This is a genomic window from Ruegeria sp. THAF33 (assembly GCF_009363615.1).
Classification (GTDB): domain Bacteria; phylum Pseudomonadota; class Alphaproteobacteria; order Rhodobacterales; family Rhodobacteraceae; genus Ruegeria.
This window is the reverse complement of the sequence record NZ_CP045384.1, coordinates 1,019,213-1,040,663: the sequence shown is the minus strand read 5'-3', so window position 1 is coordinate 1,040,663 and position 21,451 is coordinate 1,019,213. Positions and strand designations below refer to the sequence as shown.

At 57.7% G+C, this 21,451-nt stretch carries 20 protein-coding genes; 10 read left to right on the top strand and 10 right to left on the bottom strand.

Annotated features, from left to right (window positions below; genetic code table 11):
* Nucleotides 1-2 precede the first annotated feature (2 nt).
* Together FIU92_RS05230 and FIU92_RS05225 are read left to right on the top strand one after the other, a co-directional pair.
* Nucleotides 3-1,136 (top strand): polysaccharide biosynthesis/export family protein, encoded by a 1,134-nt coding sequence (locus FIU92_RS05230; RefSeq protein ID WP_152457552.1) that lies wholly within the window; start codon nucleotides 3-5, stop codon nucleotides 1,134-1,136.
* A gap of 3 nt (nucleotides 1,137-1,139) precedes the next feature.
* Complete coding sequence (locus FIU92_RS05225) at nucleotides 1,140-3,140, top strand: capsular polysaccharide biosynthesis protein (RefSeq protein ID WP_152457551.1); 2,001 nt, start codon at nucleotides 1,140-1,142, stop codon at nucleotides 3,138-3,140.
* 2 nt (nucleotides 3,141-3,142) lie between these two features.
* Here the strand turns inward: FIU92_RS05225 and ribD are convergent, their stop codons facing one another.
* The 4 genes from ribD to FIU92_RS05205 all read right to left on the bottom strand — a co-directional run bounded on the left by ribD (nucleotide 3,143) and on the right by FIU92_RS05205 (nucleotide 5,670).
* Entirely contained in the window at nucleotides 3,143-4,219 is a 1,077-nt protein-coding gene (gene ribD, locus FIU92_RS05220; RefSeq protein ID WP_254705360.1) for a bifunctional diaminohydroxyphosphoribosylaminopyrimidine deaminase/5-amino-6-(5-phosphoribosylamino)uracil reductase RibD, read from the bottom strand.
* Between the two features lie 20 nt (nucleotides 4,220-4,239).
* A complete protein-coding gene (nrdR, locus tag FIU92_RS05215) occupies nucleotides 4,240-4,710 on the bottom strand; it encodes a transcriptional regulator NrdR (RefSeq protein WP_117869416.1) in 471 nt (156 codons plus the stop codon).
* 120 nt (nucleotides 4,711-4,830) lie between these two features.
* Nucleotides 4,831-5,244, bottom strand: coding sequence for a secondary thiamine-phosphate synthase enzyme YjbQ (locus tag FIU92_RS05210; protein WP_152457549.1), 414 nt, complete (start codon nucleotides 5,242-5,244; stop codon nucleotides 4,831-4,833).
* A gap of 21 nt (nucleotides 5,245-5,265) precedes the next feature.
* Nucleotides 5,266-5,670 (bottom strand): hypothetical protein, encoded by a 405-nt coding sequence (locus FIU92_RS05205; RefSeq protein WP_152457548.1) that lies wholly within the window; start codon nucleotides 5,668-5,670, stop codon nucleotides 5,266-5,268.
* Nucleotides 5,671-6,129: 459 nt separating this feature from the next.
* Between FIU92_RS05205 and FIU92_RS05200 the strand changes: the two genes are divergently transcribed.
* Nucleotides 6,130-7,170, top strand: coding sequence for an AraC family transcriptional regulator (locus tag FIU92_RS05200; RefSeq protein WP_152457547.1), 1,041 nt, complete (start codon nucleotides 6,130-6,132; stop codon nucleotides 7,168-7,170).
* 160 nt (nucleotides 7,171-7,330) lie between these two features.
* On the opposite strand, the gene rpoD is transcribed toward FIU92_RS05200, so the two are convergent.
* The 4 genes from rpoD to FIU92_RS05180 all read right to left on the bottom strand — a co-directional run bounded on the left by rpoD (nucleotide 7,331) and on the right by FIU92_RS05180 (nucleotide 13,306).
* Nucleotides 7,331-9,319: an RNA polymerase sigma factor RpoD gene (gene rpoD / locus FIU92_RS05195; RefSeq protein WP_152457546.1), complete on the bottom strand. Its 1,989-nt coding sequence runs from the start codon at nucleotides 9,317-9,319 to the stop codon at nucleotides 7,331-7,333.
* 113 nt (nucleotides 9,320-9,432) lie between these two features.
* Entirely contained in the window at nucleotides 9,433-11,379 is a 1,947-nt protein-coding gene (gene dnaG, locus FIU92_RS05190; protein ID WP_152457545.1) for a DNA primase, read from the bottom strand.
* Nucleotides 11,380-11,459: 80 nt separating this feature from the next.
* Nucleotides 11,460-11,756, bottom strand: a complete 297-nt coding sequence (locus FIU92_RS05185; protein ID WP_152457544.1) for a hypothetical protein — start codon at nucleotides 11,754-11,756, stop codon at nucleotides 11,460-11,462.
* Between the two features lie 119 nt (nucleotides 11,757-11,875).
* A complete protein-coding gene (locus tag FIU92_RS05180; protein ID WP_152457543.1) occupies nucleotides 11,876-13,306 on the bottom strand; it encodes a Glu/Leu/Phe/Val dehydrogenase in 1,431 nt (476 codons plus the stop codon).
* Between the two features lie 333 nt (nucleotides 13,307-13,639).
* On the opposite strand from FIU92_RS05180, the gene FIU92_RS05175 reads away from it, so the two are divergent.
* The 3 genes from FIU92_RS05175 to FIU92_RS05165 are packed head-to-tail and all read left to right on the top strand — an operon-like array spanning nucleotide 13,640 to nucleotide 16,456.
* The gene (locus FIU92_RS05175) at nucleotides 13,640-15,325 is read left to right on the top strand and encodes a Tad domain-containing protein (RefSeq protein ID WP_152457542.1); all 1,686 of its coding nucleotides are present in this window, start codon (nucleotides 13,640-13,642) and stop codon (nucleotides 15,323-15,325) included.
* The gene (locus tag FIU92_RS05170; protein ID WP_152457541.1) at nucleotides 15,322-15,852 is read left to right on the top strand and encodes a TadE/TadG family type IV pilus assembly protein; all 531 of its coding nucleotides are present in this window, start codon (nucleotides 15,322-15,324) and stop codon (nucleotides 15,850-15,852) included. The genes FIU92_RS05175 and FIU92_RS05170 overlap by 4 nt, the downstream gene beginning before the upstream one ends.
* Before the next feature lie 4 nt (nucleotides 15,853-15,856).
* A complete protein-coding gene (locus FIU92_RS05165) occupies nucleotides 15,857-16,456 on the top strand; it encodes a TadE/TadG family type IV pilus assembly protein (protein ID WP_152457540.1) in 600 nt (199 codons plus the stop codon).
* Here FIU92_RS05165 and FIU92_RS05160 read toward each other — a convergent pair.
* A complete protein-coding gene (locus FIU92_RS05160) occupies nucleotides 16,415-16,897 on the bottom strand; it encodes a hypothetical protein (protein ID WP_152457539.1) in 483 nt (160 codons plus the stop codon). The two genes, FIU92_RS05165 and FIU92_RS05160, sit on opposite strands and share 42 nt — an antisense overlap.
* A 157-nt stretch (nucleotides 16,898-17,054) precedes the next feature.
* On the opposite strand from FIU92_RS05160, the gene FIU92_RS05155 reads away from it, so the two are divergent.
* On the top strand, nucleotides 17,055-17,966 hold the full coding sequence (locus tag FIU92_RS05155; RefSeq protein ID WP_152457538.1) for a pirin family protein: 912 nt from the start codon (nucleotides 17,055-17,057) through the stop codon (nucleotides 17,964-17,966).
* A gap of 21 nt (nucleotides 17,967-17,987) precedes the next feature.
* Here the strand turns inward: FIU92_RS05155 and FIU92_RS05150 are convergent, their stop codons facing one another.
* Nucleotides 17,988-18,575, bottom strand: a complete 588-nt coding sequence (locus FIU92_RS05150; protein WP_152457537.1) for a TetR/AcrR family transcriptional regulator — start codon at nucleotides 18,573-18,575, stop codon at nucleotides 17,988-17,990.
* Between the two features lie 102 nt (nucleotides 18,576-18,677).
* Here FIU92_RS05150 and FIU92_RS05145 point away from each other — a divergent pair, with 102 nt between their 5' ends.
* The 3 genes from FIU92_RS05145 (at nucleotide 18,678) to glpX (ending at nucleotide 21,393) form a co-directional block, all read left to right on the top strand.
* Nucleotides 18,678-18,926, top strand: a complete 249-nt coding sequence (locus tag FIU92_RS05145) for a hypothetical protein (RefSeq protein ID WP_152457536.1) — start codon at nucleotides 18,678-18,680, stop codon at nucleotides 18,924-18,926.
* Between the two features lie 127 nt (nucleotides 18,927-19,053).
* Nucleotides 19,054-20,340, top strand: coding sequence for a homoserine dehydrogenase (locus FIU92_RS05140; RefSeq protein WP_152457535.1), 1,287 nt, complete (start codon nucleotides 19,054-19,056; stop codon nucleotides 20,338-20,340).
* Between the two features lie 69 nt (nucleotides 20,341-20,409).
* Complete coding sequence (glpX, locus tag FIU92_RS05135) at nucleotides 20,410-21,393, top strand: class II fructose-bisphosphatase (protein WP_152457534.1); 984 nt, start codon at nucleotides 20,410-20,412, stop codon at nucleotides 21,391-21,393.
* The last annotated feature ends 58 nt before the right edge of the window (nucleotides 21,394-21,451 follow it).

Sequence of the window (21,451 nt, the reverse complement as noted above, 5' to 3'; positions counted from 1 at the left end):
CAGTGCAATTCTCTCCTAAGCGATGGATGCGGGGGGTTTCCCTTGTAGCCGCAATCGGCTTGATGGCGGCCTGCCAACTTCCGAAATCCGGGCCGAACAAGACCGAAATTCTGGCGGGCGCAGTCCAGAATGGCGGCAACGCGTTTGTCGTCGAAGTCGATGACCGCGTGACACGCCTTGCATCCGCCGTGCCTCAGTTTGGCTTTTCGTCCTCGTTCAGCAGCGCCCAGGCCCTGACCGCCGACACTGTCCGCCCCGGTGACGTGCTGGGCCTGACCATATGGGAAAACGTGGACGACGGGTTGCTGTCCGGCGAAACCGGTGCGGCGACCATTCTGGACGAAGTTCAGGTCGACAGCGATGGTTTCATTTTCGTCCCCTATGCGGGTCGGATTCGGGCCGCGGGCAATACCCCCGAACAGCTTCGCGTTTTGATTACGAACAAGCTGCGGGAACAGACACCCGACCCACAGATCGAAGTGCGGCGTGTTGCGGGTGACGGTTCCACCGTCTCGCTGACGGGTACAGTCGCAACCCCCGGCATCTATCCGATCGAACGCCCAACCCGTTCCCTGCTTGGCATGCTGTCCAAGGCGGGCGGGGTCTCAGTAGCGTCGGATATCGCACTGGTGACACTGATCCGAGGGGATCAAAAGGGCACTGTCTGGTACGAAGATCTGTTCCGCAACCCGAAACTGGACGTCGCTTTGCGTGGCGGCGACCGCATTTTGGTGGAAGAAGACAGCAGATCATACATAGCTCTCGGCGCGACCGGAGGTCAGTCTCGCGTGGCCTTTGACAGTCAGGACCTTACCGCGTTGGAAGCTTTGGCTCAGGTCGGTGGTCTGCTAACACTGTCCTCTGATCCAACCGGCATTTTCATTCTGCGAAAAGAGCGCCAGGACATCGCGCGCAGCATCACCGGACGCGCCGACCTGAAGGGGGATCAACGCATGATCTACCTGCTGAACCTGACGGCCCCCAACGGCCTGTTCATCGCGCGGGATTTCGTGATCCGCGACGATGATACGATTTATGTGACCGAAGCGCCCTATGCACAGTGGAGCAAATCGATCTCGCTGATCGCTGGTGGCCTGACCCCCATCGCAAACGTCGCCACGCTGACCGGCAACTGATGCATGGTACCCGATCCGGACAGCACAGCCGGGGCCGAGCGCACCCGGCTGTTCGTCTACAACGGCGGGTTTCTTACGCAAAAACGCCTGAGACGGATTCTAACGCTTGCCGGATATGACATTCGTCTGGGTCTTCCCAAGGATGGCGATTGCGTGGGCATATGGGGCAACAGCCCGACCGCGTATCGGGGCCTGCGCATCGCCGAAAAACACCGTGCACCCGTTCTGCGGGTCGAGGATGCCTTTCTCAGGTCTCTGCACCCGGGGCGCGCCGGTGAACCGCCCTTGGGTCTTTTGCTGGACCGTTCAGGCCCGCATTTCGATGCGGCAGAACCTTCCGACCTTGAGAAGCTGCTGAACACTGATCCCTTGGACGACACCGCGCTGCTGAACCGCGCACGCGCGGCGATGGAGCGGGTCAGGGAATTGCACCTCAGCAAGTATTCCGCGTTTGACCCCGATCTTGCCGCACCTGACCCCGGTTATGTACTGGTCATCGATCAGACGGTTGGCGATGCCGCCGTCACGGCAAGCGGTGCCGATCGTGCCCGTTTTCTTGAAATGCTTGTGGTCGCGCAGGAGGAAAACCCGGGCGCGCGCATTCTGATCAAGACACATCCAGAAACGATGGCAGGTCATCGTCAGGGGCATTTCACCGATCAGGACCTGTCAGACCGGGTCACGTGGTTTGACAAATCGATCAGCCCCTGGCCCCTGCTTGAGGGTGCCGTTGCGGTTTATACCCTTTCCTCGCAGCTGGGCTTTGAAGCAATCCTGGCCGGTCACAAACCGCGCGTTTTCGGCCAACCGTTCTATGCCGGCTGGGGCCTGACGCAGGATGAATTCCCAGTCCAACGCCGACAGCGCAACCTGACCCGCGCGCAACTGTTCGCGGCCGCGATGCTGCTTTACCCGACCTGGTACGACCCCTTTCGCGATCAGCTCTGCGAACTGGAAACGGTTCTGGACATTTTGGAGGCGCAGACCCGCGCATGGCGGCAGGACAGGCACGGTTGGACGGCGGCCGGCATGCGTCTGTGGAAACGCCGGCACATGCAGCAGATTTTCGGGCGGCATGGCACGTTGCGCTTTACGGCCACACAGCCTGCCCCCTCGGATCGCCCCCTTATGGTCTGGGCCAGTCAGGCGCGCGACAGCGAAGGGGCCGTTCGTGTGGAAGACGGCTTTTTGCGTTCCCGCGGACTTGGGGCGGCGCTTGTTCCGCCCCTATCGCTGGTAACCGACGAAATCGGTATCTACTATGACCCCACAAAGCCCAGCCAGTTGGAAAACCTGATCAGCGAGCGCGCAACATTGCGTCCGGATCAGGAATTGCGCGCTGAACGGCTTGTCGAGAGCTTGCTGGCCGATGGTTTGAGCAAATACAACACGGGCCAATCCGCGCCGGTTCTACCCCATGGGCACCGAATTCTGGTGCCCGGACAGGTTGAAGATGACGCCTCGATCCTGCTGGGCACCAACACGGTGCGCAGCAATCTGGACCTGCTGAAAACAGCGCGCGAAGCCAACCCCGATGCAATCCTGATCTACAAACCGCACCCTGATGTCGAAGCCGGGTTGCGGGATGGCCAGATAGACGCAGAGTCTCTTGCGGACCTTGTCGTGACCCGGACTGACCCAGCCTCGCTGCTGACGCAGGTGGACGAGGTTTGGACGATGACATCGCTATTGGGGTTCGAGGCATTGTTGCGCGGGGTGAAGGTCACGACCCTGGGCGCGCCCTTCTATGCGGGATGGGGCCTGACCACCGATCTGGATGCCGTCCCCGTCAGGCGAGGTGCACGGCCGTCGCTGATGGGTTTGGTGCACGCCACCTTGATTGACTATCCACGCTATTTCGATCCGATCACCAGACAACCCTGCCCTGTCGAAGTGGCCGTTGAACGCTTGGCGCTGGGGTATTCGGCACCGTCCGGTCCGTTCAACCGGTTTCTGTCAAAGCTTCAGGGCGCGTTCGCAACGCACGCTCATCTTTGGCGTTGACGTTATTCCGACGCTCTGCGCCAACGGTGCAATACATCCCCGCCGACCGCCTGCGTCTCGATCAATTCGAACCTGGGGGCGGCCTCCAGCGTTTCCAGACCTAGTGTCCCGACCGCAGCCAGGCCTTCGGCCCCGATGGTTAAGCCGGCAGTGAACCCGATCAGCTCGTCCACCAGATCTTCGGCCAGCAGCGAGGCCGCAAGCGCGGCCCCGCCTTCGCAGAAGACACTGGTCAAACCGGTCTGACCCAGTTGCTGAAGCAGATCCACCGCATCGATATGATGATCTTTCAACGCACAGGGGATCAGCTTTGCCCCCAATCCCTCCCACGCCTGTGCACGTTCGGCATCCGGGTGATGCGCATGGCAGAGCCAGACAGGTACCTTTGAGGCCGTGCGCGCCAGCTGCCCCATCAGAGAAATATCCATATGGCGGGACACCACGACGCGGACGGGTTGATGCTCAACCCCAAGATCCCGAACGGTCAGCGAGGGGTCGTCGGCGCGCGCCGTCCCTGCCCCGACCATCACCGCATCATGACGTGCACGCATGGCATGGACCACACGACGTGCCTGCGGTCCGGTGATCCATTGACTGTGCCCTGTCGAGGTTGCGATGCGCCCGTCGAAACTGCTGGCCATCTTCAGCGTCACAAAAGGCCGGCCTTGTTCAGTCTTGAGGAAAAAGCCCGCCAGATCCCGTTCTGCCTGTTGCGCAAGAACGCCAGTTACAACGTCAATCCCCGCCTCGCGCAACATGGCAAAACCCTGCCCGGCCACGCGCGGATCGCTGTCTTCGACAGCGGCTACAACACGGGATACACCTGCCGCAATCAAGGCCTCGGCGCAGGGCGGCGTTTTGCCGTGATGGGCACAGGGTTCCAGCGTTACATAGGCGGTCGCACCACGCGCACCCTGCCCGGCCTGAGCCAAGGCTTCGGTCTCGGCATGAGGGCGGCCACCCGGCTGTGTCCAGCCCCGCCCAATGATCCGGTCATCACGAACGATGACACACCCCACAGCGGGGTTCGGCCAGCACGTCCCCTGACCGCGCCGCCCCAAAGACAGGGCAAGCGCCATGAATCGCTTATCTGTTTCGTTCACTCGTCAGTCGAAGGCTGCGGCGGGCGCAGTTCGTGGACGAACTCCTCGAAATCATCGGCCGCCTGGAAATTCTTGTACACACTCGCAAAGCGAACATAGGCGACAGTGTCGATCCGCGCCAGAGCTTCCATAACGATCTCACCGATCTTGTTGGACGGGATATCCGTGTCGCCCATGCTTTCCAGACGGCGCACGATGCCCGAAATCATCTGATCGATCCGTTCGGGATCAACGGGGCGTTTCTGCATCGAGATGCGGATCGAACGCTCCAGCTTGTCGCGATCGAAATCTTCGCGTTTACCATTGGTCTTTATGACAACCAGATCACGCAGTTGCACACGTTCGTAGGTCGTGAACCGTCCGCCACAGGCCGGACAGAACCGGCGTCGGCGGATTGCCACGTGGTCCTCTGCCGGGCGTGAATCTTTCACCTGAGTGTCGATATTTCCGCAAAACGGGCAGCGCATCCGCCGTCTCCTCGTCCCATGTTCGGCCTCTTTTTGTAAGCGCTGCGGCTTACTTATCCACAACTATAGGGCAGCCGCTAGAGTTTGGGTAGTCGGAAATTCAAACCGCTAAATAGTGGGTCAGGCCAGATACGCCGCAACCTTCCTTTGATGCGGCGCAGTGCGGTGTTCAAACAGGTAAATCCCTTGCCATGTTCCCAGAACAGGTCGTCCCTGCGACACCGGGATCGTCAACGAAACCGGCAAGAGCGCGGCCTTGATATGCGCAGGCATATCGTCCGGGCCTTCATAGGTGTGCCGCAGATACGACATGGCAGGGTTGTCTGACGGTGGAACCAGCCGTTCGAAGAACGCCTGAAGATCTTTTTGAACTTCGGGGTCCGCGTTTTCCTGAATCAGCAATGAGCAGGAAGTGTGGCGAACGAAAAGGGTCAAGACCCCATCTTTCGCCACCCTTTCAAGCCATTGCAGAACGTCGGACGTGAATTCGTACAGCCCCGGTCCACGGGTGTGCAAAACGAACTCGGTCTGCATCGTGTCTATCCTGCGCGTTTGTCAGTCGTTGAAGAACGGTCGATAATTACACCGTGCATTCGCACCTTGTACAGATTCACTGTTGCCAGGCTGAAACCCGAACGAGACAAAGCTGCTTGGTTGCACATCAACCGTTTGAGGTTGCTTGATCGAAAACTGAACCGCTGTTCTGCGACCGGTTGTGACACTGGGCCCGTACCCCCGCAGCACGTAAATCCGGTCCGTCCAGCCCAATCCCAAGGTTCGGCGCGCATAATCTGCGGCCGCGCACCAATAGCCTTCGGTACGCATGTCGCCGCGGGGGATGACCTCAAAATCAGTGGCGTTTATGGGTTCCGTTCGAAATCCGTTCCGCGCAGCATCTGCTGTCAATGGAACACTGAAGGCCAAGGCTGCCAGCGCGGCGAAAGTGTATGACTGTTTCATGGTAATTTCTTCCCTGATTGCTTGTTCCAAATAGTGACCTCTGAATAGGTTAGTCGAACTTCACCGCGTGCACAGGGTGCCTCACGATCAATTCAGCCCGTCTGGTACATAGCGTGATCCGGTGTGAGCCAGCCTTGACAGCGGATCAGCAGGCCCAAGCCCGGCGTCGCAATACAACGCGTCGCTTGCGGGAAAAAGAGCGTGCCGGGGAGCCCTGAGCAGAGATTGGTGATTTCTCCGAGGCTCTGACCTCATCCCCATAAAGGTCCCGACCCGGCAACAAAGCTGATTTGGACAGCTGCGCGCTACACTTCATGCGCGTTCCGGTCAAAAGCTTTCGAGAACTTGCCAACAAGTAGTACTCAAGTGCAAAATCCTTTCTGCCAATAGCCAAAGTCAACAAAGGGATTTCCCTGGTAAACTGTTAGTGTATTTGAGAACGTAAGGTGTTGTACCACGATGGATGTAGATATCGACCGACTACATTTTTTGATCCAGGCACTGGATCGCCACGCCGGCAACAGCAAAGTATCCCAGCGGGTATTGAAACAGGCCGGGCTGCGTCAGCAGGATATCGCGCCCCCTGCCGCAGTCTACAGCGCACATAAAGAGGCCCTGTTCATCCGGCACGCCTGTGACGCCGTTGGTGACATCACATTTGCGGCACGCACTGGGCTCGAGGTCACGTCGGCCTCGACCGTGACAGGGTATATCAGTAAATACTCCCGCGATTTGAGGCAGGTGATGGAAAACCTGTCCCGTTTTCACGGCATCATCGATCCGGCCATCGGGCTCAGCTTCCGTGTTGCCGGCAACTTCGCGGCCCTTGAGGCCGATTGGAAAGACGCCAGCTTTGCCCGCTATCATCGGCGCACGGAATTCCTGTTGTTCGCTGCGCTGGCCAGGATGAGAAACCTCACGCAGGTGAAGTTGCACCCGATCGAGATGCGCTTTCAGCACAAAGTTGGAAGCCACGCCAAAACCTACGAAAAGCTGGCAGGCTGCCCGGTGGTTTTCAGCGCTGAAAAGATTGAGATCATTCTGCCGCTATCTGCGCTGGAATTGAAAGTGCCGACCTATGATCCCAAGCTGCGGGAGCATTTGCTGGAATACGGTGAACGTCTGCTGGCCGAAAAACCACCCCCCAAGCACCAGACCCGCGCCCGTGTCGAAGGTCTGATCACCCGATCCCTGCCCGGCGCAATCCTGCAAGCCGAAGATGCGGCGGCTGATCTGGGGATGAGCCTCAGAACCTTCAGTCGACGTCTCAAGGAAGAAGGCACAAGCTATCGCGATATTGTGGACGATCTAAGATGTGATCTGGCCCAGACTTTCATCACAAACGGCATGACTCTGTCTGAAATCTCATATGCGCTGGGGTATGCCGATCAGGCAGCTTTTTCTACGGCCTTCAAACGGTGGACAGGTCAGCCGCCCAGCGCCTTCAAGACCCGAGTGGAACATCCCATTCGGACAGCTGGCCGGGGGTCATCAGCCTGAAAAGCCTCGCCCCCGCCTGTCCCATGAGTGGACAAGACCGATATAGAAAGGCACACCGCCCCGGCCTTGTGCATTCGCGCCAACGTGATGCGAGAACCAGCCAATGTGAACGAAAAAAGGCGCCTCTGAGGGGCGCCTTTGTTCTGATATGCCTTTGTTCTTATTGATCCAGGAAAGATCGGAGTTTTCGTGAACGGCTGGGGTGCTTCAGCTTCCGCAGCGCCTTGGCCTCGATCTGACGGATCCGTTCGCGGGTCACGCTGAACTGCTGGCCGACTTCTTCCAAAGTGTGATCGGTGTTCATGCCGATGCCAAAACGCATCCGCAGAACCCGTTCTTCGCGCGGGGTGAGCGAGGCCAGAACCCTTGTGGTGGTTTCCTTGAGGTTTTCTTGAATAGCGCTGTCCAGGGGCAGCACAGCATTCTTGTCCTCGATGAAGTCGCCCAATTGGCTGTCTTCCTCGTCGCCAATCGGCGTCTCCAGAGAAATCGGCTCTTTGGCGATCTTCATGACCTTGCGCACTTTCTCGAGCGGCATCTGCAACTTTTCGGCCAGTTCTTCCGGCGTCGGCTCGCGGCCGATTTCATGCAGCATCTGACGGCCCGTGCGCACCAGCTTGTTGATCGTTTCGATCATATGAACCGGAATACGGATCGTGCGGGCCTGATCTGCGATCGAGCGGGTGATCGCCTGGCGGATCCACCAGGTCGCATAGGTCGAGAACTTGTAGCCACGACGGTATTCGAACTTGTCCACCGCCTTCATCAGGCCGATGTTGCCTTCCTGAATAAGATCAAGGAATTGCAGGCCGCGGTTGGTGTACTTTTTGGCGATCGAGATCACTAGGCGCAGGTTGGCTTCGACCATTTCCTTCTTGGCCTGCCGCGCCTCTTTCTCGCCCTTCTGAACCTGCTGCACGATGCGGCGGAATTCCGAGATATCCAGACCGACATACTGGCCGACCTGAGCCATGTCGTTGCGCAGCTCTTCGACCTTCGCGGTCGAGCGTTCGATGAACATCTGCCAACCCCGGCCCGGCTTTTCGGCCATCTCGGCCAGCCAGTTCGGATCCAGCTCACGGCCCCGATACGCTTCGATGAACTCACGGCGGTTGATGCGTGCCTGATCAGCCAGCTTGACCATCGCGCTGTCCAGAGACATGACGCGACGGTTGATACCGTAAAGCTGGTCGATCAGCGCTTCGATCCGGTTGTTGTGCAGGTGAAGGCCATTCACCAGCTCGACGATCTCAGCCCGCAGTTTCTGATAGGTTTCTTCGTCCTTTTCACTGAACGTGCCGTCTTCGTTCAGCGTGGCCGAAATCCGGCTGTCCTGCATTTCAGACAGCATCGAGAAGTCGGTCGAGATACGCTCCAACGTGGTCAGGACCTGATCCTTCAGCGCCGCTTCCATCGCGGCCAGCGACATGTTGGCCTGATCGTCTTCGTCGTCATCGTCATCGTTGTTCAGCGGGTTGCCATCCGCATCCAGCTCGGGGCCGGTATCCTTGGTTGGCTTGTTCGCCTGCACGGCCGAGGTATCGACGACCGGCTCTTCAACGTCACCGTCTTCGTCCAACTGGTTGCCGAACGTGGTTTCCAGATCAATGACATCCCGCAAAAGAATGTCTTCGGACAACAATTCGTCATGCCAGATGGTGATCGCCTGAAAGGTCAGCGGGCTTTCACACAGGCCCGCAATCATCGTGTTGCGACCGGCTTCGATCCGCTTGGCAATCGCGATCTCACCCTCGCGGCTCAGCAGTTCGACCGACCCCATCTCACGCAGATACATGCGCACAGGGTCGTCGGTGCGATCCAGCTTTTCTGTACCGGAACCGGCCAGTGCAACCTCACGGTTGCTTTCCGCGGCAACCAGTTCGGTCGAGCCTTTGTTCTCTTCTTCTTCGGCCTCTTCATCTTCGATGATGTTGATGCCCATCTCGGACAGCATCGACATTACGTCTTCGATCTGTTCCGAACTGACCTGATCAGGCGGCAAGACCTGATTGAGCTGGTCGTAGGTGATGTAACCTTTCTCGCGAGCCTCGGCGATCATCTTCTTGACGTTCGCCTGGCTCATGTCCAGCGAGATTTCCTGTTCCTGCTCGTCGGATTTGCGGTCTTCGTTCGTATCCTTGGCGGCCATTCAATGCTCCTGCAGGGATGGGTGATTCGTCTCAGCCGAATCATTAGCGCGTATAAGTGATTCGGCCACCCGTTTACCCGTTTTTCTTTTCCAGTGCCTTACGAAAACACCACTTATCGGCGTTTCCGCTCGAATTTGATGCCTGACATGATCGCCGCAAACGCGTCTTTCTCGTCACGATTGATTCGCGCCCCATTGTCAGCAATGTCGAAAACGGCCCTATCCTCGTTCTGGCTTCGACTCGTGCGGTTGCGCTCTTCGGCGGCTTGCGCCAGCCGGTATGTCAGCGCCTCATCGGGCAGATCGGACAGTTCTTCCGCCGCTTCGGCAATCTCGGCATCCAACCCCCGGAGCGCTTTGATCTTTGCGAGTTCCTCGGCCAGTGTCATCTCGGCCTTTTCAACGTCGCCTGGCTTGGACACACAGGGGATGACTGCCACATGGCGAAGGGTCAGCAGGTTTTCAAGGGCGTCAGGCCCCATTGATGCGATAATGTGGTCTTTCAGGTTGTCCGGATCATCAATTGCGTGACGCAGAACAGCATCGCGCAACGCCGCGTAGTCAGGATTGTGGCATTCCATTTCTTCCAACTGTTGCTCAAATTGGACAACAACCTTGGGATTCAGAATCGAGATCGCCAGAATAGCGGCTTCACGCAGCTGGATATCCGCGTTTTCCGATGAGGCAAGAAACGAACTGCGCGCGCCCGGCGTCGCGGTTGGCTGCGGCTGCCATTTTCCCCGCGGTTGCCAAGGACGGTTTTGAGGTTGTCGTCGCGGGCGGAACAATTGCCAGCGCAGGTCTTTGATTTCCTGACCGTAATGCAAGCGGATCGAGGGATCTCGGATCAGCTTGATCTTGTCCCGAAGTGCCTTGTCCAGTGCTGCCTTGCGTTCCGGGCTGTCGAATACCTTTCCTTCGGTCTCGCGCTGCCACAACAGTTTGACCATCGGTATGGCCCCTTCCAGAACGGCCTGAACGGCGCCCGGGCCTTCTGTGCGCAACAGATCGTCCGGGTCCTTGCCTTCGGGCATCAAGGCAAAACGCAGGGATTTTCCGGCCTCCAGCAGCGGCAGTGCCAGATCAACCGCCCGCATGGCCGCCCGCAGACCCGCGGCATCCCCGTCCAGTGCAATGATCGGTTCATCCGCGATCCGCCAGAGCAGCTGCAACTGATGTTCAGTAATGGCCGTTCCCAAAGGCGCAACCGACGCGCCAAAACCTGCCTCGGCCAGCGCGATCACGTCCATATACCCTTCGGCCACGATCAGCGGCTGCCCTTTGCCCGCCGCCTGCCGCGCCGGACCTTGATTGTAAAGGCTGCGCCCCTTGTCGAACAACTCGGTCTCGGGCGAGTTCAGGTATTTCGCGTTGTCATTCGGATCCATCGCGCGGCCACCGAATGCAATGCAGCGCCCACGCGGATCACGGATCGGGAACATGATCCGGTTGCGGAAGGTGTCATAGGGTTTTTTGCCTTTGTTTGAAGGCTTGGCCAGCCCGGCGCCAAGGATCAGCTCCTCTTGGATGCTCTTGCCGCGCAGGTGATCCCAAAGCGCCTGCCAACTATCCGGCGTAAACCCGATCTCCCACCGATCCAGCGCGCTTTGATCCAAACCCCGGCGCGACAGGTAATCCCGTGCCTCTGCCCCCGCCCCTGTTTTCAGCTGCAAGCGGAAAAACTGCACCGCCTGTTCCATCACATCGGCAAGCTGACTGCGGCGATCCTGCTTTTCCTGTGCTTTCGGATCCCGCGCAGGCATCGGCATGCCAGCCTCGCGGGCGAGGATCTCCACCGCTTCGATGAACGAAACATTTTCCGTTTCTTTTACAAAGCTGATCGCGTCGCCCTTGGCGTGACAGCCGAAGCAGTAATAAAACCCCTTCTGATCATCGACATGGAATGAGGCCGTCTTTTCGTGATGAAACGGGCAAGGCGCCCACATGTCACCTTTGCCTTGATTGGATTTGCGCTGATCCCAAATCACCTTGCGCCCGACGACCTGAGACAGGCTCAGACGGGTGCGCAGTTCATCCAGAAATCCGGGGGGCAGTGACATGGGTCAAACCTGACAGAAACAGGAACGCGCGCCAAGGGGATGGCGCGCGTTTGTCCACAGGGAAATGTCCGGGCTGTGGATTATTGCTGCAAACACAGCTCAAGCCAAGCAGCGCCCAGATCCTTTTTGCGCACGTCGCGCATCTTTTGTTCATAGACCCACGGTGTGATCAGCGGAATCGCGGCGTTGTAGTTCTCGGGCCATGTCGGGCCACTATCAGCCACGGCTTGCGCCACATCGCGTTCTTTCACGCGGTCCAGCCGCGCCTTCTGGATCGCTGCCACCACATCCGCCTGATACTTGCAGCTTTGTTCCTTAGTTTCCTGAGCGGCCAAAGGGGTGGCCAGCAGAGCCGCGACAATGGCTATACGCAACATGGAGGTCTCCGGGATTCGTTTCTCTGAGTGTCTACTATCCGTCAAACTAACGGGCCGCCATCGACATTCAAGCCGCGGCGTGTACCGGCGGGGCGAAATGATCACCCCGCCCGCCTGCTTCAGAGCCCCTTGGCGCGATAGCTTTTGGCCACGCGGTCGATCGCCACGATATAGGCCGCAGTACGCAGGTCTTCGACATCGTCGCGGCTGTGCCACACTTCACGCATCGACTGATAAGCGATACGCATCGTGTCATCGAGGCCCGAGCGCACCAGTTCAAGCTCATCGGCACCCTTGAGGTATTTTGCCTTGAAGTCCGGAGACATCGACCACGCGTCACCCAGATAACGGTCCAGCCGCTCCAGTTCGCTGACGATCAATTCATGTCGCGCCTCTTCCTGCCGACGCTGCATCCGGCCGAAACGAATGTGGCTGAGGTTCTTGACCCATTCAAAATAAGACACCGTCACACCACCCGCGTTGGCATACATATCCGGGATGATAACGGTACCTTTCTTGCGAAGAATCTCATCCGCGCCAGCGGTGACCGGGCCGTTCGCTGCCTCGATGATCAAAGGTGCCTTGATCCGCTCGGCGTTGGAAAGGTTGATGACACCCTCAAGGGCAGCCGGGATCAAAATATCACACTCAGCCTCCAGAACGCTTGTGCCTTCCGCTGAATGAGTCGCGTCCGGATAATCCTTGACGCCGCCATGCTTGACGATCCACTGGCGGACGGCTTCGACGTCGATACCATCCGGGTTATAGAGCGCTCCGTCCCATTCAATGATACCTACAACGCGTGAACCGTCCTCCTCGCTCAGAAACTTCGCAGCGTGATAGCCCACATTGCCGAGCCCCTGCACCACAACACGCTTGCCGTCCAGCTTGCCCGACAGGCCTGCCGCCCTGACGTCTTCGGGGTGACGGAAAAATTCGCGCAGAGCGTACTGAATGCCACGTCCGGTGGCTTCGACCCGCCCAGCGATACCACCTGCGTTCAATGGCTTGCCGGTCACACAGGCCCGTGCATTGATGTCGGTGGTGTTCATCCGGGCGTATTGGTCGGCCATCCAGGCCATCTCGCGTTCGCCCGTTCCCATGTCGGGCGCGGGAACGTTTTGCGACGGGTTAATAAGATCCCGCTTTGCAAGTTCATAGGCAAAGCGTCGCGTGATTTGCTCCAACTCGTGTTCTTCATATTTCCTGGGATCAATGCAAAGCCCGCCTTTCGATCCGCCAAAAGGCGTTTCGACAAGAGCGCATTTGTACGTCATCAACGCAGCCAGCGCTTCGACCTCATCCTGGTTCACCGCAGTGGCATAACGAATGCCGCCTTTGACCGGCTCCATATGTTCGGAATGGACAGACCTGTACCCGGTGAACGTATGGATCTCACCACGCAGACGCACACCAAACCGAACTGTATAGGTCGCGTTGCAAACCCGGATTTTCTGCTCCAGCCCCGGCGGCAGTTCCATCAGGGCGGCCGCCCTGTTGAACATCAGGTCAACACTCTCGCGAAAGCTTGGTTCTTGGATGCCGGTCATAAAATCCTCCGTACCGCTGGATGACGAAACGTCATGACGTTTTGTCGCACCACTCAAGTCTGGCTGCAATCAAACAATGCACTTTTTTTCATCACCTTCTTAACAGAGACTTGAGTTCCTGATGGTGAGTCGCCCAATCCGGTCAATCGCTTAACTGATTGTCTACATTTCATCGACAGACCAGGGGAAAACGTGAAAATTATACCCCTTGAGTGCGCAAAAAGGCCAAAACCAAGCCTTTTTCGCCCAATTCACGCCACGTTTGAAAATTAAATTTAACCGGAATTTCCTTTCTTTGGCGCACGACTTCTATGTGCGAGGCGGAGTCATCAAATGATAATTTTCTCGCTTCAGAACGACGGCTCGAAGCCGAAACACAAGATTTCCCAGTTGCGGCTGTTTGCCCGAAAAGAAGACGGCACTTTTACGATATTCACCCTGCTCATTTTAATCCTGATGCTGGCCATTACCGGCATGGCGATGGATCTGATGACGTACGAGCGCGACCGCGCCAGCCTGCAATCCACGCTGGACCGCGCGGTGCTTGCTGCGGCTGATCTTGACCAAAAGCTGCCACCCAAGGATGTTGTCGACGCCTATATGGAAAAGGCCGGGCTGGGCCATCTTGAGAAAACCGTGACCGTCACCGAAGGATTTGGCTCCAGAAAGGTGGCCGCGACCGCCAATGCAGTTGTTCCGACGCGTTTTATGAGGTTCGGAAAAGTCACCGAACTGAATATGAAGGCGGCAAGCACTGCCATAGAGTCCATCGGTTCTGTCGAAATCTCGCTGGTTCTGGACATGTCCGGGTCCATGACAAGGTCTTCCGCGACCGCCGGAAAGTCGAAGATCGAAGTCTTGAGAACTGCGGCGAAGGGCTTTGTCACCAAAATGCTTGAAGAATCTGGTGAAACGAAGATTTCGATGTCGATTGTCCCCTATGCCACTCAGGTCAATGCCGGGCAGGACATACTGGGTAAATTCACCAACGTGACCTCAGAGCACAACTATTCCCATTGCGTGAACTTTACTTCCGGACAATTCGGTTCTGCGACGCTTAGCCCGAATACCTTCTATCAGCGCACTGGGCATTTCGATCCTTGGCGATACAATTGGGCAAACGTCAATGGCGTCTCAACCGATGGAGAACAGCCCCCGGCCTATTTCGTGTGCCCTGTTCGCGCCGGCAGTGAAATTACAGCTGTCACCGACAATGTCCAATATCTGCACAACCGCATCGATGCCCTGACCGCGAGTGGCAACACATCCATCGACGTAGGCATGAAATGGGGTGTCGGCATGCTGGATCCGTCATTCCAGCCTGTGATCAACGCCTTGGCCACCGAAAACAAAGTTCCTGCAAAATTCGCTCTGCGCCCGGAATCTTATGACTCGGACGTGCTTAAGGTCGTAATCGTAATGACCGACGGGCAAAACACTTCGCAGTACATGTTGGACTCGTCCGCGCGTAGTGGACTGACTGAAGTTTGGTTCAACCCTGACTATCAAAGGCCCGACGGGAAAAAGGGTGAATATAGTATCCGCTATTCGACCAACCCGGATCGTTGGGTCTGGATGCAACATACAGAAGAAAACGGCAGCTATGTCACGGCAGGCCATCCTTTTGGGAATCCACCCAATGAAAACTCCTCTAACGAAGAGATCGGCACCGCCACTCGCCTGACTTATCCCGAGCTTTTTGCCCGAGCTTCGCTGTGGTGGAACGCCAAGAACAACTTCTATTGGCAAAGCAACCACGAGAATAACTGGTACTACGGCCTCAGAAAATCAGTGGGATCTTCCACAAAAAACGCGCGCACGACCAGCATCTGCGGCGCGGCCAAAGACAAGGGTGTCATCATCTATGGCATCGCTTTCGAGGCCCCCACCAGCGGCTTGAATACCATCAAGTCCTGCGCAAGCTCGGACAGCCATGTTCACAATGTAGCTGGATTGGATCTGGACAAGGCGTTTACTGCGATTGCTTCGTCCATCCGCAAATTGAGGCTGACGCAATGATCCGCAAATCACTGTCAAAACTCCGTACTTTCAAGCGATCCGAGTGCGGGAACGCGACGATCGAATTTGTCATGATCATTCCGTTTTTCCTGGCATTCATTGGTATTGGTGGAGAGATGTCGATAATCACCACCAAGCACGCCGCGCTGGAACGGGGTGTTGATCTGGTCGTTCGGGATATCCGTCTGGGCACAGGCACCAACTGGAGCCACGATGTAATCAAGGACCGGATTTGCGACATTTCCGGTATCAAGAATTGTAAAACCAACCTGCGGCTGCAAATGCTTCGCCAGAATGCATTCAATGGCATCGTTCTTTCGGACGAAATACCCTGCACCGACAGTTCGGAAGACCCCAAACCAGTGCTCGACTTCAAAAGCGGGGCCTCAAACGAGTTGATGATTTTGCGGGCCTGCCTGCGTATCGATCCTGTTCTGGAAAGCTCGATCATCGCAAACACAGTGGTCGACGAAAGCGGCCACTATGCAGTGACCGCAACGACCGCATTCGTGCAGGAGCCACGGTAAAGCTATGTTTGTATTCAGAAACGTGAAAAACCGCATCAAGGCCTTCAAGCAGGACGAAAGTGGTATTCTGACCGTCGAGGCAATCATGATATTCCCGCTGTTGTTGTGGACGATTACGTTTACGTTCACCGCATTCGAGGGATTTCGTCAAAGCGCGTCGAACCTGAAAGCTGCCTATACGGTCAGCGATCTGATCTCACGTGAATCGGCCGCTGTGACTGATGTTTACATCGACTCGCTTCACGAACTTATGGGCGAAATGGTCAACAACCGGTCTGAAGTGCGCATGCGTGTCTCTCTGATCCGTTTTGACGAGAACGACAACCGCCACTACGTGGATTGGTCGACCGTGCGCGGCTATGACACGGAATGGAACGACAACAACATTCAGGAAATCGAAAACCGTCTGCCGCCGATGCCGGATCAGGACACGGTCATTCTGGTGGAAACATCCAACGAGTATATTCCTCAGTTTAAACCTGGCTGGGATCTGGCGACCGGCATTAACTTTCAAAACTTCATCTTCACCCGTCCCCGCTTTTCCACCAAGGTCGCCTGCAACCTAGTGCGCCCTCCGGTCGTCTGCGTGGATAATAGCGCTTAAGACTTCTGACATGAACTTGGCCTCGGCGGCAGACGTCATGCCGCCAACGCCTACCCGGCGACCAATCCGCCACCACAATCCGGGGGCCCATTGGTACGTATCTTTGTGCTTGGTGCGAACCAGAAAGCCGTTTGACGGCTTGAACGCGAATACGCCGCGATCCACCGACTCAATATCAGCCACCTTTGCGATCATTTGACCTGACCCGGTACGCAATTCCGACTGTGTCAGTTCAATATGGTCCTGGGTCGCGTGCCATACACGATAGGCCAGCCAAAGCGACGCGCCCCCTACAGCAAAAAGAAATACTTGCCACGCCGGTTCGGGCGGAGATGCCAAAGCGACGTATGTGACCAGCACCCCAACCGTCGACAGCATCCCTACTCCGATCCACCGTCTGGGGGATGATGCCTGAATCGTTGCCAGCACTTCGTCCTGCATGGATGTCTCCTGTCCGTTCCGCTTCGACTTAGCGACTTTCCAGGGGAAACAACAGGGCTTTGGTTGCTTAGCAATTTTGCACAGCTCCGGTTAATTAACGCTGATTGACCGCAATCACGCAGGGGTTACATGCTGATCAAACGAACCGGAGGCGAATATGTCCCTTAGACCCACACTGGAAACACGCAGGGCCACCCCGACGATGGAAGGGGCTGGCGTGAAACTTCACCGCGCATTCGGGTTTCAGGACCCTTCCGAACTTGATCCTTTCCTGCTGTTCGACGACTTCAGGAACGAACGCCCGCAGGACTATCAGGCCGGTTTTCCCTGGCATCCGCATCGCGGAATCGAGACGATCACCTATGTTCTGGCCGGATCGGTCGAGCATTCGGATTCGCTGGGCAACACCGGCACTTTGGGCGCGGGCGACGTGCAGTGGATGACGGCGGGGTCCGGCATACTGCATCAGGAAATGCCACAAGGAAACACCTCGGGGCAGATGCACGGGTTTCAGCTGTGGGGCAACCTGCCTTCGGATCAGAAGATGACTGACCCGCGCTATCAGGATGTTCAAAGCAAGGATATCCCCGAAGTCACTGATGACGACGGCACCACCGTTCGTGTGATTGTCGGAGAGTTCTGGGGCAAAACCGGCCCCGTGGACGGCATTGCGGCAGATCCACAATATCTGGACATCTCGGTTCCGGCGGGTGTGAAGAAGACCTTTCGCATCGACACTTATCGCCGAGCCTTCGCCTATGTCTTTCAAGGTCAGGCAGCTTTTGCAGATGCGTCACGCCCGTCCGGTGTGCTGTTGGAAAAAGAGGTCGCCGGGCAAGAGGTGAATATCCGGGATATGTCGGGTGACCGCACGCTTGTCCGTTTCGGGACGGGGGACGAAATCACCGTTCAGGCTGGCCCCGAAGGCGTTCGGTTTCTGTTGATCTCGGGGGCTCCGATCAATGAGCCCGTCGCATGGCACGGGCCCATTGTGATGAACACGCGGGCCGAATTGGAACAAGCGTTTCGCGAACTGCGAAACGGGACCTTCATTCGCCCTGCGCACTGACACAGTGACGGTCTGGCCCTGTCAGGCCGTCACCGCCTTATGCACCATGTTCCAATAAATCTGTTCGACCTCGTCCAGTGACAGCCGCCCTCCGGACCTGTACCAGGTCATCACACCGTTCAACATGGCAATCACCGCCAGCGTGGCGATCTTGGTGTCCGGTATCGCAAACTGACCAGCCTGCTGGCCAGAGTGAAGAATGTCCTCCAGCGCGTTTTCGTATTGGCGCCGAAGGTCTTCGATTTCAGCGAAGTTTTCGGGCGAGAGGTTGCGCAGTTCCATATAGGCGATGAACACCTCGTCTGGGCGTTGCAGGTGGAAACGAATGTGAAAACCGACAAATCGGCGCAACGCTTGCTGGCAGTCATCGCAGCGCTCTAGCGCGTTGAGCGCCGAAAGCAGATCCTGCATATGCTCTCGCATCAACCGATACAGCAAACTCTGCTTGTCCGGCGTGTAATTGTATAGCGCCCCCGCCTGAACGCCGACCTCTTTCGCGATCTGCCGCATCGAAACCGCGGCATAGCCGTGGCGGGCAAACAGGTTCAGGGCCGCCTTTCGAATGCGCGGGCCTGTGATGTCAGAGTGGGAGCCTTGAGTACGTGCCATCCGCCCACAGTATCTGAACAAATGTTCATATAGAACCCCGCTTGATCGGCGCCGGCAAAAGGTGCATCACGAAAGGACGAACGAAACCGAAAAGCGTGCCACATGAAACTGCTGCCTGTTCTGCCTCTTATTCTTGTGTTTGCCGGGTGTTCAGACTTTACCGAACTTGAAGGCAGTGAACCGGCCTCGGTCAAATCGGCCCCCTACCCGCGCCTTGTTCCGGTGCAGGAAACGTTGGGGCCTTCGATTGATCCCGTAAGCCAGGCGGCAGAGGTGGAGGAAGACCTGACGCAGCGCAGCGAGGCGCTTGCGAAAAAGGCCCAGGCGCTGCAAAACGCGCAAACCAACTAAAGCGTGACATTTGACCTCGACAATCCCCCGGTGACGGATTGCACCCTTGGCCTGAACCCGATAAGGCAGCGCTGATCGGGCAGGCGTCCGAATTCAGACAAGTTTCGAGCGGAAAGGAACCCACGACATGACACAGGCACTGCGGCTGGGAATTGCGGGCTTGGGAACTGTCGGCGTGGGTGTCGTCAAGATTGTTCGCCGCCATGCAGATTTGCTGAAGGCGCGCACGGGCCGGTCGATTGAAATCGTGGCCGTATCTGCGCGGGATCCGAACAAGGACCGCGGCGTGAACCTGTCGGATTATGCCTGGGAAACCGACCCGGTTGCGCTGGCGAAACGTGACGATATCGATGTCTATGTCGAACTGATGGGCGGCGAAAACGGTCCGGCCAAGGCCTCGGTCGAAGCCGCGCTGGCCAGCGGCAAAGACGTCGTGACCGCCAACAAGGCATTGCTGGCCATTCACGGGCAGGAACTGGCCGAACAGGCCGAGGCCGCGGGGCGTGTTATCCGCTTTGAGGCTGCTGTTGCTGGCGGCATTCCGGTGATCAAATCCCTGACCGAAGGGCTGGCTGGTAACGAAATCACCCGCGTCATGGGGGTGATGAACGGCACCTGCAACTACATCCTGACCCGGATGCAATCGCAGCGTCAGGGCTATAACGCCCTGTTCGACGAATGCGCCGAGCTTGGCTATCTCGAGGCCGATCCAAACCTGGATGTGGGTGGCATCGACGCCGCTCACAAACTGGCTTTGCTGGCCTCGATCGCCTTTGGCACAAAGCCAAATTTTGACGGGATCGAGATCGAAGGCATTCAACACATCAGTCTGGACGATATCGATCAGGCCGAGGATATGGGCTTTCGCATCAAACTGCTGGGCGTGGCACAGCGCACCGCGCGCGGGCTGGAACAACGCATGCAGCCTTGCCTTGTGCCCAGCGACTCGCCCTTGGGGCAATTGGAAGGCGGCACCAACATGGTGGTGATCGAAGGCGACGCGGTTGAACAGGTTGTTCTGCGTGGCCCCGGTGCGGGTGAAGGCCCGACGGCCAGCGCCGTGATGGGCGACGTGTGCGATCTGGCACGTGGGCTGCAAATCCCGACCTTTGGCCGACCGGCCAATTCGCTTGAGGCTGCGGCCCCCGCCGTCACGGGCCTGCCGGCGCCTTATTATCTTCGTCTGGGTCTGCTGGATAAACCGGGCGCACTGGCCAAGGTTGCAGCCATTCTGGGCGATGCCGGTGTTTCCATAGACAGGATGCGCCAGTATGCCCATGCAGAAAGCACGGCGCCTGTGCTGATCGTTACCCACAAAACCACCCGCGCCGCGCTGGACGTCGCGCTGGACGGGTTCCGGGAAACGGATGTGGTTGCCGGTGCCCCCGTCGCGTTGCGGATTGAAGAGGTTTGAACTTGCGGCCTGTATGAAACGCAAGCTATGCCGATAGAAACGGCTTAAATGACCAGAGGATACATGACAATGAGTGCTGCCAAAACCGATTTCAACGACCGCCTGCTGTCTCTGGGGCTGGCAAGGGTGGCGGAACAGGCTGCGCTGGCCTCGGCTTCGCTGGTGGGGCGTGGTGACGAGAAAGCCGCCGACCAGGCCGCCGTGAATGCGATGCGAGAACAGCTGAACATGCTGGACATTGCTGGCGTCGTGGTGATCGGTGAAGGTGAACGCGACGAAGCTCCGATGCTTTATATTGGCGAAGAAGTCGGCACCGGAAACGGCCCCGGCGTGGACATCGCGCTGGATCCGCTGGAAGGCACAACGCTGACCGCAAAGGACATGCCCAACGCGCTGACCGTGATTGCCATGGGCCCGCGCGGCTCGATGCTGCATGCGCCCGACGTTTACATGGACAAGCTTGCTGTTGGTCCGGGCCTGCCCGAGGGCGTCGTCAATCTGGACATGTCTCCACGTGAACGGGTGGAAGCCTTGGCAAAGGCCAAGAACTGCAAACCTGCGGACATCACCGTCTGCATTCTGGAACGCCCCCGTCACGAGGCGATGATCGCCGAAGTGCGCGAAACTGGAGCATCGATCCGCCTGATCACCGATGGTGACGTGGCAGGTGTCATGCATTGCGCAGAAAGCGAAGTGACCGGCATCGACATGTATATGGGCCAGGGTGGCGCCCCCGAAGGCGTACTTGCCGCTGCCGCGCTGAAATGCATGGGCGGACAGATCTTTGGTCGCCTGTTGTTCCGCAACGATGACGAGCGGGGCCGTGCTGCCAAGGCAGGCATCACCGATCTGGAACGGGTCTATTCGCGCGATGAGATGGTGACCGCGGATGTGATCTTTGCCGCAACCGGTGTAACCGGCGGTTCTCTGTTGCCGCGCATCAAGCGCGAGCCGGGTTGGGTGGAAACCACGACGCTGCTGATGCGTTCAAAGACCGGGTCCGTACGCCGCATGTCGTATCGCACCCCAACGTGGCCGCACGATAACGCCTGACGGCTTGCGCCGTTGCCTCCGGCGGGAGTATTTGGAAAAAGATGAAGAGGCCGGGTCC